The sequence below is a fragment of the Paenibacillus sp. S25 genome, assembly GCF_019454085.1.
GTDB classification, from domain to species: domain Bacteria; phylum Bacillota; class Bacilli; order Paenibacillales; family Paenibacillaceae; genus Paenibacillus; species Paenibacillus polymyxa_B.
The window spans coordinates 2,674,512-2,689,537 of record NZ_CP073683.1 but is presented as its reverse complement, the minus strand read 5'-3'; the positions used below and the strand labels follow the sequence as shown (position 1 = coordinate 2,689,537).

15 protein-coding genes and 1 pseudogene are annotated in these 15,026 nt (G+C 37.8%); 5 read left to right on the top strand and 11 right to left on the bottom strand.

All coding sequences use genetic code 11. The annotated features are described in order from the left end of the window. Window positions 1-145: 145 nt before the first annotated feature. A complete protein-coding gene (locus KAI37_RS11865) occupies window positions 146-721 on the bottom strand; it encodes a TetR/AcrR family transcriptional regulator (RefSeq protein WP_220031332.1) in 576 nt (191 codons plus the stop codon). Between the two features lie 146 nt (window positions 722-867). Here KAI37_RS11865 and KAI37_RS11860 point away from each other — a divergent pair, with 146 nt between their 5' ends. Together KAI37_RS11860 and KAI37_RS11855 are read left to right on the top strand one after the other, a co-directional pair. Beyond that, the gene (locus KAI37_RS11860; protein ID WP_220031331.1) at window positions 868-1,980 is read left to right on the top strand and encodes an alpha/beta fold hydrolase; all 1,113 of its coding nucleotides are present in this window, start codon (window positions 868-870) and stop codon (window positions 1,978-1,980) included. A gap of 628 nt (window positions 1,981-2,608) precedes the next feature. Then, complete coding sequence (locus KAI37_RS11855) at window positions 2,609-3,358, top strand: class I SAM-dependent methyltransferase (protein ID WP_076294561.1); 750 nt, start codon at window positions 2,609-2,611, stop codon at window positions 3,356-3,358. Between the two features lie 303 nt (window positions 3,359-3,661). Here KAI37_RS11855 and KAI37_RS26350 read toward each other — a convergent pair whose 3' ends face one another. The 6 genes and pseudogenes from KAI37_RS26350 to KAI37_RS11825 all read right to left on the bottom strand — a co-directional run bounded on the left by KAI37_RS26350 (window position 3,662) and on the right by KAI37_RS11825 (window position 7,975). After that, complete coding sequence (locus KAI37_RS26350; protein ID WP_256703399.1) at window positions 3,662-3,892, bottom strand: acyl-CoA thioester hydrolase/BAAT C-terminal domain-containing protein; 231 nt, start codon at window positions 3,890-3,892, stop codon at window positions 3,662-3,664. Window positions 3,893-4,490: 598 nt separating this feature from the next. Further along, complete coding sequence (locus KAI37_RS11845) at window positions 4,491-4,727, bottom strand: hypothetical protein (RefSeq protein ID WP_220031330.1); 237 nt, start codon at window positions 4,725-4,727, stop codon at window positions 4,491-4,493. A gap of 121 nt (window positions 4,728-4,848) precedes the next feature. Beyond that, window positions 4,849-5,139, bottom strand: coding sequence for a hypothetical protein (locus tag KAI37_RS11840; RefSeq protein ID WP_025718955.1), 291 nt, complete (start codon window positions 5,137-5,139; stop codon window positions 4,849-4,851). A gap of 15 nt (window positions 5,140-5,154) precedes the next feature. Then, a pseudogene (locus KAI37_RS11835) lies at window positions 5,155-6,012 on the bottom strand (WXG100 family type VII secretion target); the annotation flags it as partial. Between the two features lie 102 nt (window positions 6,013-6,114). Beyond that, window positions 6,115-6,387: a DUF6809 family protein gene (locus KAI37_RS11830; protein ID WP_220031329.1), complete on the bottom strand. Its 273-nt coding sequence runs from the start codon at window positions 6,385-6,387 to the stop codon at window positions 6,115-6,117. Window positions 6,388-6,769: 382 nt separating this feature from the next. Next, window positions 6,770-7,975 (bottom strand): MFS transporter, encoded by a 1,206-nt coding sequence (locus KAI37_RS11825; RefSeq protein WP_220031328.1) that lies wholly within the window; start codon window positions 7,973-7,975, stop codon window positions 6,770-6,772. Between the two features lie 186 nt (window positions 7,976-8,161). Here KAI37_RS11825 and KAI37_RS11820 point away from each other — a divergent pair, with 186 nt between their 5' ends. Next, on the top strand, window positions 8,162-8,764 hold the full coding sequence (locus KAI37_RS11820; protein ID WP_220031327.1) for a TetR/AcrR family transcriptional regulator: 603 nt from the start codon (window positions 8,162-8,164) through the stop codon (window positions 8,762-8,764). A 251-nt stretch (window positions 8,765-9,015) separates the two neighbouring features. Here the strand turns inward: KAI37_RS11820 and KAI37_RS11815 are convergent, their stop codons facing one another. Then, a complete protein-coding gene (locus KAI37_RS11815; protein ID WP_220031326.1) occupies window positions 9,016-9,840 on the bottom strand; it encodes a MerR family transcriptional regulator in 825 nt (274 codons plus the stop codon). A 131-nt stretch (window positions 9,841-9,971) separates the two neighbouring features. On the opposite strand from KAI37_RS11815, the gene KAI37_RS11810 reads away from it, so the two are divergent. Continuing rightward, window positions 9,972-10,793 carry an NAD(P)H-binding protein gene (locus tag KAI37_RS11810; RefSeq protein WP_220031325.1) on the top strand — a complete coding sequence of 274 codons (822 nt, stop codon included), beginning with the start codon at window positions 9,972-9,974 and terminating at the stop codon, window positions 10,791-10,793. 242 nt (window positions 10,794-11,035) lie between these two features. Here the strand turns inward: KAI37_RS11810 and panB are convergent, their stop codons facing one another. Genes panB through KAI37_RS11795 form a run of 3 tightly spaced genes read right to left on the bottom strand, consistent with a single transcriptional unit; the run spans window position 11,036 to window position 13,279 of the window. Then, a complete protein-coding gene (gene panB / locus KAI37_RS11805; RefSeq protein WP_220031324.1) occupies window positions 11,036-11,887 on the bottom strand; it encodes a 3-methyl-2-oxobutanoate hydroxymethyltransferase in 852 nt (283 codons plus the stop codon). Window positions 11,888-11,902: 15 nt separating this feature from the next. Then, the gene (locus KAI37_RS11800) at window positions 11,903-12,679 is read right to left on the bottom strand and encodes an AraC family transcriptional regulator (RefSeq protein WP_220031323.1); all 777 of its coding nucleotides are present in this window, start codon (window positions 12,677-12,679) and stop codon (window positions 11,903-11,905) included. Window positions 12,680-12,703: 24 nt separating this feature from the next. Next, window positions 12,704-13,279, bottom strand: a complete 576-nt coding sequence (locus tag KAI37_RS11795; protein WP_076294572.1) for a LysE family translocator — start codon at window positions 13,277-13,279, stop codon at window positions 12,704-12,706. Between the two features lie 308 nt (window positions 13,280-13,587). On the opposite strand from KAI37_RS11795, the gene KAI37_RS11790 reads away from it, so the two are divergent. Then, window positions 13,588-15,018: a spore germination protein gene (locus KAI37_RS11790; protein WP_076294573.1), complete on the top strand. Its 1,431-nt coding sequence runs from the start codon at window positions 13,588-13,590 to the stop codon at window positions 15,016-15,018. The last annotated feature ends 8 nt before the right edge of the window (window positions 15,019-15,026 follow it).

The following is a 15,026-nucleotide window of genomic DNA, read 5'->3' as shown; positions in this document are numbered from 1 at the left end:
CCATTTGGTGAAACGATGTTGTGAGCGAGAGGATTATTTAAAATAACACTTTGTTAATTCGTGATTGAACTTTAACAAAGTGTTATTTTGCATTTTACAAAATAGATCTTCATTGTTTATTCCTGCACCCCTTACTCCACGCGTGCTAACTTGTATAGAGATCAGACTTTAACTGATTAAAAATATATTCTTGCATTTGATCTAAAAGAAGAATGATATTAGCATCTTTGCCATTTTTCAAAACCCACTGAATAGACATCATTGAGTTAGCAGCATATAGTTCCGCTAAATACTCCAATGCGATCGAAGTTGAAGAATTCTGTTGCTTTAAATAATCTAAGCAAGTCCTAAACAAAATTTGTTCAAATTCCTTACGTAGATCTGCTGTTACTTCATGAACAGCTAACAATGTTGAAATTTCGAGCTTATTGTTAATCATTTTATCGGTTACAAGTTCTATGGCATTTGCCACCTTGCCATCTTCGATGGGATCAAAACGATGCTCAATTTCAACTTTAAAATCAGAAGCATACTGTTTAACTATTTTTTCTAGCAAGTCGTACTTATCCAAATAATGACTATAAAAAGTAGAACGTCCGATAAGAGATTGATCACAAATTTTTTTGATCGTAATATCTTTAAAATCATGTTGTTGGAGTAATTCTATTAAAGCTCGCTCAATAGCTATTTTTGTTTTATAAATTCTGATATCTTCATTCATTTAACCACTTGCTCCTTATGTGTAAGTTTTCGAACACTTCATATATAACATGTAAGATATCTTACAGATTATGCGATACTAATTATTTTTTATGTAGTAACTATACTCTATAGTAAGCACATACCCAAATTGAAGGAGGAAAATATATGTTTAAATCATATGTCAATAATGAACAATTCAATCTTCAAATTAATCGTTTTATCAATGATTATTATCAAGAAGATGATCGAGCACAAGCTGACTTGGAAAAAATGATTCCGAAATTAAAAGACACTCATAGCTGGTATGAAGCTTGGCTCAATTTTGCAAAGAAACGCGAAGACAGCAAGGACTATGACTTAGCCTCAGTCTACTATCAAGCTGCAGAATTTTATCTTGCAACTACAGACCCCAATAAAGAAAAAATGTATCAAAAATATAGAGAAACATTCTATAAAGGCTTTCATGATTTTGATTATGAATCCTACAAGATTCCCTATGAAGATTCCTATCTTCCTGCTGTAAAATTGTTGGCGCCTGGAGCTACGAAAACATTACTTGTCTTTGGTGGCTATGATTCTTACATGGAAGAGATGCTTAAAATGATGAGATTTATGAAGGGAATTGATTACAATATTATTGCATTTGATGGTCCAGGCCAAGGAACTGCATTAAAAAACGGTCTAAAATTCATTCATAACTGGGAAAAGCCCATATCAACGGTGATTGATTATTTCAAATTAGATCGTGTAAGTCTCGTAGGTGCTTCTTGGGGAGGGTATTTAGCTATGCGTGCGGCAGCCTTCGAAAAGAGAATCGATAAAGTAGTTGCTTTTAACATTTTCTATTGTGGTTTAGATGCCTTAAAAATGGGCATGCCAGAAGAAACGTATCAGAGTATAATGCAGCTAGTCGATCGTAATGAAGTAGATCAAGTGAATTCATTATTCGAACAGATGATGACTCACAATATTGATTTGCATTGGAAGATTACCAAAGGGATGGAAAACACCGGTGTAGCAACGCCTTTTGATCTCATTAAAAATTTTGAAAAGCACACAATGCAAGGCATTGGGGCATTCATTAATCAAGATGTTCTTTTACTAGCTGGAGAAGATGATCAATACGTACCTATTAGCCGACTCGCACAAATCCAACAAGAATTAATCAATGCTGCGTCCATTACAACCAAAGTATTTACTAAAGAATCAGGTGGTGAGCAACACTGCCAAGCAGGTCACAGGGAATTAGCCTTTAATGAAATGAAGAAATTCCTATAACAAAGATGAATAAACACTAAAAGTATTTCACATAAAATATTCAGAGTATTGTTAATGCGGATATTTAGTAAATATTTAAAAGAATTATGTATAACGAATGGTTTCCCCCAAAGGGGAAACCGCCTTTTTACGTCTCATTTTGATCTGCATTTTTAATAAGAATTTTATCACCTATGATTTTTTTTATTTCTGGGTAGGTTAAATGATCTAATCCTTTGTTTGTCCCTACTATAATTGTACCTTCATCTTTTGACTCAAAAGTTAAACTAACATCCATTATTTTTCACATTTTAAACGTTACCCCTTTATCGTTCTTCAATATAAAGTTCTCCCTTAACATCACGTATACGTAAATCAGCATTTTTTAAGCGGGTTATGGTATCCCTTAGTAGTGTAATTTTCAAGAGATGTTAAATTAGGTTTAAAGACACGCTCTCGTCCAGTAAAAAGATATTGCCTCATCAGATCCGCTAAATTAGCGGCTTTTTTTGTTTTAAAAGTGCTGGCGCGTCAGTCCTTTTTTTATAAAACATCAACATGGTTTCCATATATCGAAAAGCCGAGAAATGGATGGTATAATGAAGGATGATTTAAAGAAATCTGTATTGTAGTGGAGGGATGATTCATATTGATAAATCACGATAATCTTGAAGAGTATCGAGACCCGATTAATTATGATCTTGAATTTGGCGGAGAGACTAATAAATATAATTTTTATCTTGATATGGCTAGATTGAACCCAGGCGAGGTTCTGGAACTTGCATGTGGTACAGGATTGACAACCATTCATATATCAAAATCGGGGATACATATAACAGGTGTTGATATTTCTTCATCGATGCTTGAATATGCGCGGGTTAAAGCTCAAGGTTTGCCTGTGGATTTTATTGAAGCTGATGCTCGTACATTCGATTCCGAAAAGCGTTTTTCCATGATTTATTTGACAGGAAATGCATTCCAGGCATTTTTGAGCGATGAGGATCAACGAGCCTTACTCGAAACCGTCTACAAGCACCTAGAGTCAAATGGGATGTTTGTTTTTGAAACACGAAACCCCTTGGGAACCGATTTATCCAACCAAGAGGAAAGCATCTGGGGAAATTTTATCGATAAGGATGGAATAAAAGTCAAGGTATCTGGAACACAATCGTATGATTCAAGTAACCAGATCATGCACTGGGTCACGTTCCGAGATTGGGGATCGGAGAAAACAACTTCTCGAATTGCATGTCGCTTTACTGATAATGACACGCTTCAGCGTTTATTAACGAGCCGCGGCTTTTATATCGAAAATCAATATTCGGACTGGGATAAAACACCGTTCACTCCTTCATCTCCTTCCATCATTAGTGTTTGTCGAAAAAAACATGGAGCCTAAAACGAATAATCCCGGAATGTTCATCCCAAGTGTTTGCGACCGCGCATATGATATCCATGCCATTCTCTTTTTTTGAAGGAACAACAGGCTATTCCATTGATCCCCGGAAAGAAAATTCGCCGAGTCATTCTAAAATAGATTGGGATGTTTACGAAGAACGTGATTTGGTGGACTGCTTCTTTAATAAAGTAAAGAATTTATCGTCATCTGACGACTCACTATGATAAATTGGCGTGTACATTCAAGTCTTTTTTGGCCTTGGCAACCATTATGGTTTGGCTTGCCTGAGTTTGAAGACACGCCCTAATTCATAAAAAATTCTATTGTTTTCTGCCAAGAATCTGATTGACCAAAAGAATTTCCTTTTAAAGTACCCCCACAAGTAAAAACGCCTCCACCCATTTTTAAGTTCAATGTTTCGCTTAAAGGTATAATAAACGGTAATGGTAATGAGTGACCTAAATCCTTATAGTCTAAAAGATTGTATTTGTATTTATAATTGTTTTTTTCAAAATACTCATTATTTCTACACATGCCTCGTTAGTATTCCGAATATTATCTTGATAACCTGAAATTAGCAATAAATTTTCATTTGCATTCTCTATTTTTATTCGAGCCTCCTCTTTATTTCTTGCCCTTTCCACACTTTTTTTATATGTAGTAGTAAAACCAAAAGGTATATTCTTTTCTAAGCAATGACGCTGATGGTCGTAAAAAATATCATTAGTTCCCTATTCGTTATGAACGATCAGTCCGCTCACATATCTCTTGCCTTGGAAAACGTTCGGGGTTTAGGTTCTCCAATCTCGTAAGCAACTAGCTCAATATTAAACAATTCCTTTATTGAAGAAAAATACAGCTAGCGTTCATCCACCAATACTCCGTAATATCCCTTACTCATCTATGGTGGACTTTTCCACTTCTAAGTAGGTTCCTCTAGATCCACATTTCCGACGATTCTGGACTTAATCTAAACTCTTAAAATAAATTGAGACGAAAGCACTAAAGCTTGATTAAGCATCCTGTTCATTTGTTTTTTCTCCATTTAGTTATAAAAAAACTTATTTCTCCTCAGCGTTCGAGGTGAAATAAGTTTTTAACTGAGTACATTTATCCAGATGGACAGGAGGCATTACCATTCGATTTCTTCAAATAAACGGAAAAACATCTTTTTTTCAAATTCATCTAATATCTTAAACCCAGTTATCTCATCTTCTTTTTCTCCAAGTTTTATCATAGTAGCTATTGCTAAGTCTCCCAACTTATAATGGCCTAACAGCTTATCTTGATGTTCCCTTTTTAAAGATAATCCATTTAATTTTTTAAATATTTCCTCTGTACGAATGCCTTCTTTTCCGATATGTGTCATTGCATGATATAAAACATGGGGTTCTTTTCTTCTAGCAAATTTTCTAACTCATCTATTGAACATTTTCCTTCTTCAACTTTTTTACTATATTCATTTTATTCCTCCTTTAAACAGATATTAATTAATGTTCCAAACTGTAAATACTTGCCCCCACTTGAACAAGATCAGGAGATGCTAACTTACCAATGCATATTCCAATATTCTTCTTTTCAGCCATTGAAGTTGAAATTTGAACAGAGCTAACGCTTAATACCATTTCATTTTGATTTGCATATTTAATAAGAATTTTATTACCTATCATTTTTTTTATTTCTGGGTAGGTTAAATGATCTAATCCTTTGTTTGTTCCTACTATAATTGTACCTTCATCTTTTGACTCAAAAGTTAAACTAACATCCATTATTTTCCCCATTTTAACGTTGCCCCTTTATCGTTCTTCAATATAAAGTTCTCCCTTAATATCACGTATATGCAAATCAGCACTTTTTAATCGGGTTATGGCATCCCTCAGTAGCGTCATTCTTTCTATTGATGTTAAATCCGGAGCGAACCTTGCTGCTCTTATACTAGCTTGGGCTTCATCTAGAGCAAAATTTCTTTTAAATGTATCAGGAGTAACATCATATAATTCAAATGCTCTCCCTGCCTTATACGCCTCATAGTGTCCCACGATTTCATGTGCAATCGTTGCCTTGGCTGACACACGCGAGTTAGCACTTAAGGTTCCAACTCCTGTATGCTCTGCTGGTAATACATCTGTATTTACAATAAATCTATCGTACATCATACCTGTATTCCAATCATCATAAAAACCAGGTCTACTCATTATTATATTATCTTCGGGAAAATCCAACGATTTAGTATACTGGATAATCTCCGTTTTCTGGACATCTGTTAATGGCAATTCATTACGCAACCCGTCCGAAGAAATTTGTCGTAAGTCCACTGCTCCCTCATACTTAATAGATGTTTTCAAACTAATCTTGGGTTTGATTACTGAACTTACTCCTCCAAATAATCCTGCTGTACCGATCATATTAGCCCAGTGTTCTTTTGACCATGCATTTGTGGGATTAAATGCTCCCTGAATCATGCCCGATACTCCAAATGTACCGAAATTGAGCATGTCATTCCATGAATCGTTTTGTTTAGCTGCCCGTTCCACGTACCCTTGATACATTCCCTTCGGAATGCCGTACGACATATAATCTAGGAAGCTCCAGACTGAATCAAATTTTTTCTCATATCGTTCTGAATTAGCTGCTACAAAATCCTGACCAAGCTCCACAGACTTATATGTTATTAAACAGTGCTGCCCCTTAATCACAATGTAAAGCCTTTTAACTATACATTTTTTTAACTTTAAAGTACTAGGATCTATCTTAGTTTAGATGATTTTTCTATCAAATATTTCAACCATAGTCAAAGCACCAGCTTTGTATCCAGTAATATAATCTGAGGCGGATAATATAGAAATCAAAACATCATTTAAATCGGATAGTTCTTCAATTAATTCGTAATCTTGTTCCGACAGTCTTGCTTTTAGTGCTTTCATAGAAGCGGATATTTTCTGATGGACTAGTTCAAGCTCAGGGTTTTTAGGTTTGGTTCGTTCGCTTGGGTACCATTTTCCGTAATATAAATCCTCTAAGATACTCATATTCATCTTCTCCTTCATGATATAGATAAGGTTTTGAGTTCGAATACAGAGTGCATTTGTTCCTCAAAAACAAGGATATCTCAGTAAAAAATCAATACTGATTTTTAGCGAATATTTCACTAAGGTAATTGAGGACTAATGCCGAATATCTGAAATGTGTGACCAGAGGATTTACGCCGATTATGAACGTAGTGAAAAAGAATCACGTCCACATCGAGGATAATACTGTATGGGTGGCCGGATTCGGTCTGGTTGCCTACGAGTAAGTGCTGGACGAAGTCAGCCCTTCTTGGAAAATAAGCAGGACTTCATATCTTCTACTCATTAAAGTTAGAAGTCATAGCAATCGAATTTTTTAAAAAAAGCCTCACTAATTATCAGATTACTGTGGAGGGAACGAATACTTTTTGCCACCCCAAGCCACGAGAAGCGCAAGGAATAAGAGTATGAATAATGCCCATGAAAATGATCCCGCACCAAAAGTTTCAAGTAAAATCCCCCCAGCCATCCCGCCGCCAGCGATAGCCAGATTCCATACGGTCGTGTTAATCGGCATGACCATATCCACTTTGCTCTCCCCTGCAGCCTGAGCAAGCGCCGTTTGCAACAGCGTTGCTGCACCGCCGAAAGTTAAACCCCATACCGTAACAATGATATAGATCATAAGGACATTGGAGTTGCTAAAGGTCATGGCAATAGAAATAAAGACGAAGGAAATAAGACTAATAAGGACAAGCTTACGCAGCCAACGGTCGATGAATACGCCAGTTAGCCATATACCTACGAGAGCAGCAATGCCAAAGAAAGCCAGCGCCAGACCCACTCTCTCCCCCATCCCATTGGCCGCAAGAAATGGAGCAATATAAGTGTAAAGAATATTATGTGCTGTCATCCAGGTCAGTACAACCAATAGTATGGGCCGAATCCCCGGTGTAAGGAAGACTGCATAGATCGAAGCTTGCTTATCGGAGGACTGTCCCGGATAGTCCGGCACCTTCCAAAGCACCCATACAATCAGTATAACAGTCAGTAGTGACATGATTCCAAAAACAGAACGCCAACCCATCAGGTTCCCGAGAAACGTTCCCGCAGGGACACCAATAGCCAAGGCGATGGGCGTTCCAACCATGGCAACCGCCATCCCCCTCCCCTTCAATGTAGCAGAGACCATGCGGAGAGCGTAACCGCCGATCATCCCCCATAGAACTCCAGCCGAAACTCCTGCCAGTAGACGGGCAGCCATCGTCAGTATGTAGTTGGAAGAAATTGCGGTGACACTGTTAAAAACCAGGAATCCGCAGATAGCCAGAAGTAACAGCGGACGCCTCCGCCATTGGCGGGTAACTATAGCTAGAGGGATGGCAGCCACTAAGGAACCGATAGCATACACGGTGACCAGTTGACCGGCCATTGCCTCTAAAATATGAAGTCCCTTACTTATTTGCGGAAGCAAACCAGCCGGAATCGTTTCTGTCATAATACAGATGAATCCTGTCATAGCCAAAGCGAGCAGGCCAAGCCAGGGAAAGGACCTAGAGGAAACGGAAGGCGCGATCTTTGCAGTAGTAGAAGAATTATTGCTGGACATTAGCGCAGCTCCTTAATATCGATTTCAAAACAAGTTCAAGCGGAAGACCAAGCAAATGTGCCAGTGATTTGACCACCTTACATTTATTTATGGATCGATCATTCCATATTTTAAAGAGACCTCCCGCTCTTGTCAATCACTTTTGGATCGATTAGTATATAAGTACAAGGTAAAGGAGGCTACTCCATGGTTAGAACCGGAAGACCACGTAAATTCTGTCGTGACGAAGCGATCTCCCAAGCTATGATGTTGTTTTGGGAGCATGGATTTGAATCAACCTCTTTGGCTCAACTCAAAAAGGCGATGGGCGACATCTCCTCAGCCAGCTTTTATGCAGCTTTTGAATCAAAAGACGCACTATTCAAAGAAGCGCTGGACCTTTATTTGGCAACATTCGGACAAGTATCGACATGCCTTACAGACTATTCACTTTCATCGCGTACAGCTATTGAATTAGCCTTAAGACGTTCATCAATCATGCAGACTGAGCGGACCCATCCCTTGGGTTGTTTAGTCATATTCTCTGCAAATACTTGTTCGCCGGAAAACACTCATATTCGAGAACTATTGATCAGGCAAAGAGCAGTGACTAGGAACAAGTTCCATGCTCGTATTGAGCGAGCTACCAAGAACGGAGAACTTCAAGAATCCACAAATGTTAGCATGTTAACCACACTATTCGTTACCTTCCTGGAAGGTATATCTACGGAAGCCAGAGATGGTGTGTCCCTAGACAACATTGATGCAGCCATAACTAAATTGATGGAGCTTTGGGATACTTGTGCCTGAGACTTGCCCCAGTCTTCATGAAAATAAGGACATATAAATAGAAAAAGGCAATCTCTCTAAAAAAGGAGATTGCCTCTCTACCCACCTCTTCAACAACGACTAACAAACCTGTATCTATTTTTATGCAGAATTCCGTCTGTACTGGAAAATGTTTTATTGGGATGCATGGATGTTTAACCAGCAGGAAAGTTTGATTTGCCGTGAGTATTATATACAGTAAGTAGAGAAATGGGTTCTCTTTGTTTGCTATTCTACATCTTTAAGATTTGGACAGAGATCTTAATTAAATACTCTTCATAACCTCTAACTGAAAGATCATCTAACAAAACATCCTCATAAAAAAATCCCTGTAATCCTATGCACTTATCTTTAGCATAATTTATTATTCGATCATAAGTGTCACATACACTTGAGTATCCCTCAGTATGGTACGCGATTAAATATGTTCCTTTTTCTCGCTTGAAATTTGAATAATTTGATTTTTTACTAACTCTAGTAAAAAGATAATCATAATTGAATGTTTCATTTGCTAAGACTCTTTTAGTATCTCTCATCCAGCCTACTGTATGGGAAGCATCAATACTATAAATGTTCAAGTACCTTTCGTGTTTTATCATAGAATCGTAAATGCTTTTATCATTTGTGTAAGGATCAGCCTCTGTTACTACCAAAAACTCCTCCTTTTTTTCCTCAATAATAATATCAGTTGAAATGATCTCAGTTGCTGCTTGGGTAATTCGTTTCTTCTCTGATATTATACTTTTCATTTTTTGCAGTTGTTTAATTTTTGAATTCAGCATTGCCTCTTCTTTCCCAAGTAGGACAATGAGCTCCTGAGGTGACCTTTTATTTAAATACTCTTTTATCTCTTTTAATGGCATTTCTAATTCTTTAAGTATTGAAATCACTTTAAAAACATCAATTTGATTAATTGAATAATATCTATACCCATTTTCAGCTTTAAATTCAGGAGAAAGAATTCCAAGTCGATCATAGTGAAATAAAGTATCCTTGCTAATACCCATCACTTTTGCAAATTGTCCTGACGTTAAATGAGTTTGAGCATTATTCTCCATGAAATCCCTCCTTGACTATGGTGTTACACCACACTTTATTATAACCAAGTAACCTTCAAATAGCAGTAGACCATGAGGAGTATCTAATCGAAAGTAATACCTAAATAATTAATCTTGGGAGGATATAAGGAATGAAGGTTCTAGTTACAGGAGCAACAGGAAGTGTGGGAAGTCATATTGTTGAGCAACTACTTGCAAAAGATATAGAAGTAAAGGCATTATCAAGGAAGGAAAGCAACTTGCCTAAAGGAGCACAAGTAGTTCTAGGTGATCTTGATATTCCCGAAACTATAAAAGCACATCTCGATACTATAGATAGCTTGTTTCTGATCACTCAGAGTGAACAAACGGACGAAAAATTTATAAAAAACAAAAGAATTATTCAGATGGCAAAACAAGCCAATGTTGCAAGAATTGTAGCCCTGATAGATTTTGAAGGGAATCCAATTGAGGACGTTATTAAAAATAGCGGAATGGAATGGACTTTATTAAAGCCAGTGGAATTTATGAAAAATGCACTTTACAGTGGTTGGACAGAATCAATCCAAAAAGAAGGACTTATTCGTACGGCTTTCCCCGATAGTTTAAGCGCTAGAATTCATGAAGCTGATATCGCTGATGTCGCAGTAAAGGCACTAACAGAAGAAGGCCATGATAAGCGGACATATGATTTGACAGGACCAGAAGCATTGTCTCCAAGAAGTATGGTTAAACAAATTTCTGTAGTTATAGATAAATATATTGATCTTGTTGAAATTACAGAAGAACAAGTAAAACAAGATTGGAAAAGCAAAGGCTATGACAATGAATTTATTGAATACTTTATTATAGAGATGGGGAAAAACCCTCCTAAAGGAGCCTATACCGTTCTACCGACAGTAGAACAGGTTACAGGCAAGCCAACCAGAACATTTACTCAATGGGTTATTGAAAACAAGCATTATTTTGTATAACCCCTTATGTACTTTACTAATTACCTAACGGAAAACGCTAGTTGAACCTAGCACTAGTTGAACGAGGAATGGCAAAGAGTAAAACGATACTACATTAGACTGATCCAAGTAATAGAAACAGCGGCAGCCATGGACGGAAAAATAAAGTCCTAGACTGCCGCTGTTTTATTGAACTCATTAAAAGCGCACCTGTAATTTCGTTAGTCAGATTTTTTCCGTGTTCATAAGGGATAATCGGATCTTCAGTACCGAGAATCACCAGCCTTACCTCCATAAAGTACTTTCAGTTCCTCTTCCATCATCGTAAAAGTATGTTTTTCTTCAGGAAACCGTTTATTCTTAACATCAGCAGTATATGCTTGAATGGACTCTAATATAAAGGGATTCAGCGAATGGTATTGTTTCACAAACTTAGGAACCCGTTCAACACCATAGCCTAAAATATCATGATATACGAGAACCTGGGCATCCACATCCAATCCAGCACCAATTCCAATCACCGGAATCGAAAGGGCTTTGGTTACTTCTCCTGCAAGTTGTCTTGGAACACATTCCAAAAGAAGAGCAAATGCTCCAGCTGCTTCACATTTCTTAGCATCTTCCAGCAATTTTTTAGCGGCTAATGCATCTTTTCCCTGCACCTTATATCCGCCTAAAACTCCAACAGTTTGCGGAGTCAGTCCCAGGTGGGAGCAGACAGGAATTCCTGCTCTTGTCAGGGCGGCGATATGTTCGACGACTTCATCGGCACCTTCCAGCTTCACCGCATGGGCACCGGCATCTTGAACTAATTCCCTAGCATTGATTAATGTATCTCTAACAGTCAAATGATAGCTTAAAAACGGCATATCCGTAATGATAAATGTATCCTTCGCTCCTCGTTTAACAGCTTTCGTGTGGTGAATCATGTCTTCGATTGTAACTGGAATGGTTGAATCGTAACCCAGAACAACCATTCCAAGCGAATCACCAACCAATATGACGTCAACGCCCCCTTGTTCTGCAAGCTTTGCAGAAGGATAGTCATAGGCTGTTAACATAACAATCTTTTCATTGTTTTGCTTCATCTTCAACAAATCTGTAGTTTGTTTCAACGTATACCCTCCTCCTCAATTTAAAAGTGACATATATTCAAATGCTGTTGTTCCATATACACTTTTAAAATGTTTATTTAAATGGGTTAAATCAACAAAACCACATTCTGCTACTGCTGAATAAATATCTCTATTTTTTTCTATTAACTGCTTTGCACGTTCGATCTTGCAGTTAAGAAAGTACTGGTATGGTGAAATTCCAGTATGAGCATTGAATAATCGGATAAACTGAAATTTCGATAAATTAAGCTCTTTACATATCTCGTCAAGTTTAAGTACATGTTCTAAGTTGGTATGAATCATATCCTTCGCTATTCGAATTAAAACATTCTCTTTCTTATTGTCTGTAGAAAGATTGGTTTGAAAAAGGCTATCCGTCAGAGATAAAAGTAATTCGCTACACAAAGCCTCATCTTTTTCGCTTAAGATAGCATTAGAAAGACTTAATATTTTTTGCTCAAGACTATAGTCATACACAATTGGCGTTGAAAACCGTACGATGTCCTTGCGCTCAATAATCTCTAAAAGCAATTGGGGCTCAATATATAGCATTACATAATCAAGCCCCACCTCATTATGCGCCATTCCGTCATGCGCCTGTTCTGGATTAAAAAGCATCACACCATTTTGATAGGATAACTGTAAACTGCCATCCAAGGTATACTCTTGAATTCCACGCAATGTTACGCCTATTGCATACTCCATGTGAGAGTGCTTCTTATACTTAAATTCAGAAAGACTTGCTGATAATGCAGTAATACCTGCTGATTTCTTATAGATAAATTTGTCCATTTCAATCACCCCTAACAAGCTTACCTACATCCATATCATTATGGCCGCATAGGCTAAAAACAAGGCCATCATTACATTAACGGTCTTTTTATGCTTTTGTAAAAACTCCTTGAAAATTGCACCGAAAAGAACCCATGTCACAAAGGCTAAAAATCCAATAAGCGTTATAGCGACAATACTTATTGTCACCGCAGGTATTGCGATATAGTGGGGCATAATAAAACTAGGCATTACAGTCATTGTAAATAGTACTACCTTTGGATTTAGAAATTGCATAAGAAAGCCTGACATAAAGGTAGCCGATTGGTTTACGGTTGGATTGGAAGTATCCATTTTGTAGACTTGATAGGCGAGATAGAACATATAACAGCTTCCGATTATCTGCATAACAATTAAAATTTTCGGTATGATCGTTATAAGCATCGTATTCAATATAGCAGAAATAACAAGTAATAAACCAAAAGCTAGAGTTGCTCCATACGTATATTTCATTGCTTTTTTTGCCCCAAAATTATGGACTGTCGATAATATAACGATATTGGTAGGACCTGGTGTAAAGGTGGCAATAAAGCAGTAAATTAAAACAGATGTAATATTCATGAGGAAAACTCCTTTAACGTATTCTCATGAAATAATACAACTTAAGATAAATGGCATATAGTATATTATTGCAGGTATTGTACCCTTCGTAGTCACCCTTCTGCTATGCTGTTTGCTATATCAAAATTTCCCTTATCCAATAGTTGTATCGTCAGTTCCTTGTTGCCGTATCTGTCTTCAAAAATTACTTAGCGCGAATCCTCCACCGTTGAAGATGTCAATGACCTTACCGACAACGAACACAATTATGGCTTATTGTGGTATTCATTTGAATTATTGTTAATACTACATATCTGAGGAGGGTGAAAATGAAGTTACATACCCAGTTTTCAAGACAGTTATGCCGGAATATCGATCTTATTTGTGACTTCATGGGGAACAGTTCGGATTTTATTGTTCGTGAGATCACGACTGGCCATAAACACGCCGCTCTTTTTTATTTGGACGGAATGACTGACATGCAAAAGGTACAGGACAACGTGATCCGTCCGTTGCATGATCGTGTTTCCTCTGACGAGATCACTTTACCGTTATTGAAAAACGCAATTTTGGACATTGGTGAAGCAAGCTCTACTCAAAACTTTGAAGATGCCTTGGAACAGATCCTCTCAGGTGGTCTTCTCCTACTACTGGACGATATGGATGAAGGATTGGTCATTTCTTTGCCTGGATGGGAAGAACGCAGCATTACGGACTCGAAGACGCAGCCTGTGGTCAGAGGTCCGCAAGAGTCGTTTACAGAAACTTTACGTACGAATACGACTATGGTTCGTCGAAGGGTGAAGGATACAAGAGTACGTCTAACTACCATAAAAGTTGGTGAAAAAACCAAGACCGATATATCGGTCATGTATTTACATGGAGTCGCTGATCTAAAAAAGGTGCAGGACATGATATCCAAGTTAAAGAACATGCATGTAGAAGGTGTGCTTGAAAGCGGATATTTGGAAGAATGTCTCCAAGAAGATAAACAACTCACGATATTTCCGATCTTTTATAATTCTGATCGCCCAGACTCTATTGCAGCAGGAATTATGGAGGGGAAAATTGCGATATTTGTGGATGGATCTCCCTTCGCCATCCTTGCACCTGCGGTGTTTGTAGATTTCCTTCAATCCGCAGAAGATTATTATCAATCCTTTATTTACAGTAGTATCATTCGAATATTAAGGTACATCTGCCTGGCAATCTGTATGTTGGCTCCGTCCATTTATGTCGCATTAACGACATTCCATCAGGATATGATTCCAACAGTTTTGTTATTAAGCTTATCCGCGCAACGTGAAGGAGTTCCGTTTCCAGCATTTATTGAGGCGATGATCATGGAAGTGGTTTTTGAAATTCTGAGGGAGGCAGGTCTTCGTATGCCACGGACGGTCGGTCAAGCCGTTTCTATTGTCGGGTCAATAGTAATCGGCCAAGCAGCTGTAGAAGCAAACATCGTTTCGGCTGTTATGGTCATTGTTGTTGCAATAACTGCCATTTCGAGCTTTGTCATTCCCTCGTACACCTTTGCCATTCCAATACGGATATTACGTTTCGCTTTTATAGGCATAGCCGCTATATTTGGTGTGTACGGATTGACTGTTGGTATCCTCATGCTCTTTGTGCATCTGAATGGGCTTCATTCATTCGGTGTACCGTATTTGAGCCCCTTTGCCAATTACAAATCGTCGGAGCAGAAGGACGCAATATTGCGTTTTCCATATAGAACTAAAAAAAAACATCGCAAAAACTAAAGGAGTAG

Bases quoted from the DNA above. Each gene is read 5' to 3' on its own strand.
- KAI37_RS11865 (WP_220031332.1), bottom strand. From the start codon at position 721: ATGAATGAAGATATCAGAATTTATAAAACAAAAATAGCTATTGAGCGA.
- KAI37_RS11860 (WP_220031331.1), top strand. From the start codon at position 868: ATGTTTAAATCATATGTCAATAATGAACAATTCAATCTTCAAATTAAT.
- KAI37_RS26350 (WP_256703399.1), bottom strand. From the start codon at position 3,892: ATGTGTAGAAATAATGAGTATTTTGAAAAAAACAATTATAAATACAAA.
- KAI37_RS11845 (WP_220031330.1), bottom strand. From the start codon at position 4,727: ATGACACATATCGGAAAAGAAGGCATTCGTACAGAGGAAATATTTAAA.
- KAI37_RS11840 (WP_025718955.1), bottom strand. From the start codon at position 5,139: ATGGGGAAAATAATGGATGTTAGTTTAACTTTTGAGTCAAAAGATGAA.
- KAI37_RS11830 (WP_220031329.1), bottom strand. From the start codon at position 6,387: ATGAGTATCTTAGAGGATTTATATTACGGAAAATGGTACCCAAGCGAA.
- KAI37_RS11825 (WP_220031328.1), bottom strand. From the start codon at position 7,975: ATGTCCAGCAATAATTCTTCTACTACTGCAAAGATCGCGCCTTCCGTT.
- KAI37_RS11820 (WP_220031327.1), top strand. From the start codon at position 8,162: ATGGTTAGAACCGGAAGACCACGTAAATTCTGTCGTGACGAAGCGATC.
- KAI37_RS11815 (WP_220031326.1), bottom strand. From the start codon at position 9,840: ATGGAGAATAATGCTCAAACTCATTTAACGTCAGGACAATTTGCAAAA.
- KAI37_RS11810 (WP_220031325.1), top strand. From the start codon at position 9,972: ATGAAGGTTCTAGTTACAGGAGCAACAGGAAGTGTGGGAAGTCATATT.
- KAI37_RS11800 (WP_220031323.1), bottom strand. From the start codon at position 12,679: ATGGACAAATTTATCTATAAGAAATCAGCAGGTATTACTGCATTATCA.
- KAI37_RS11795 (WP_076294572.1), bottom strand. From the start codon at position 13,279: ATGAATATTACATCTGTTTTAATTTACTGCTTTATTGCCACCTTTACA.
- KAI37_RS11790 (WP_076294573.1), top strand. From the start codon at position 13,588: ATGAAGTTACATACCCAGTTTTCAAGACAGTTATGCCGGAATATCGAT.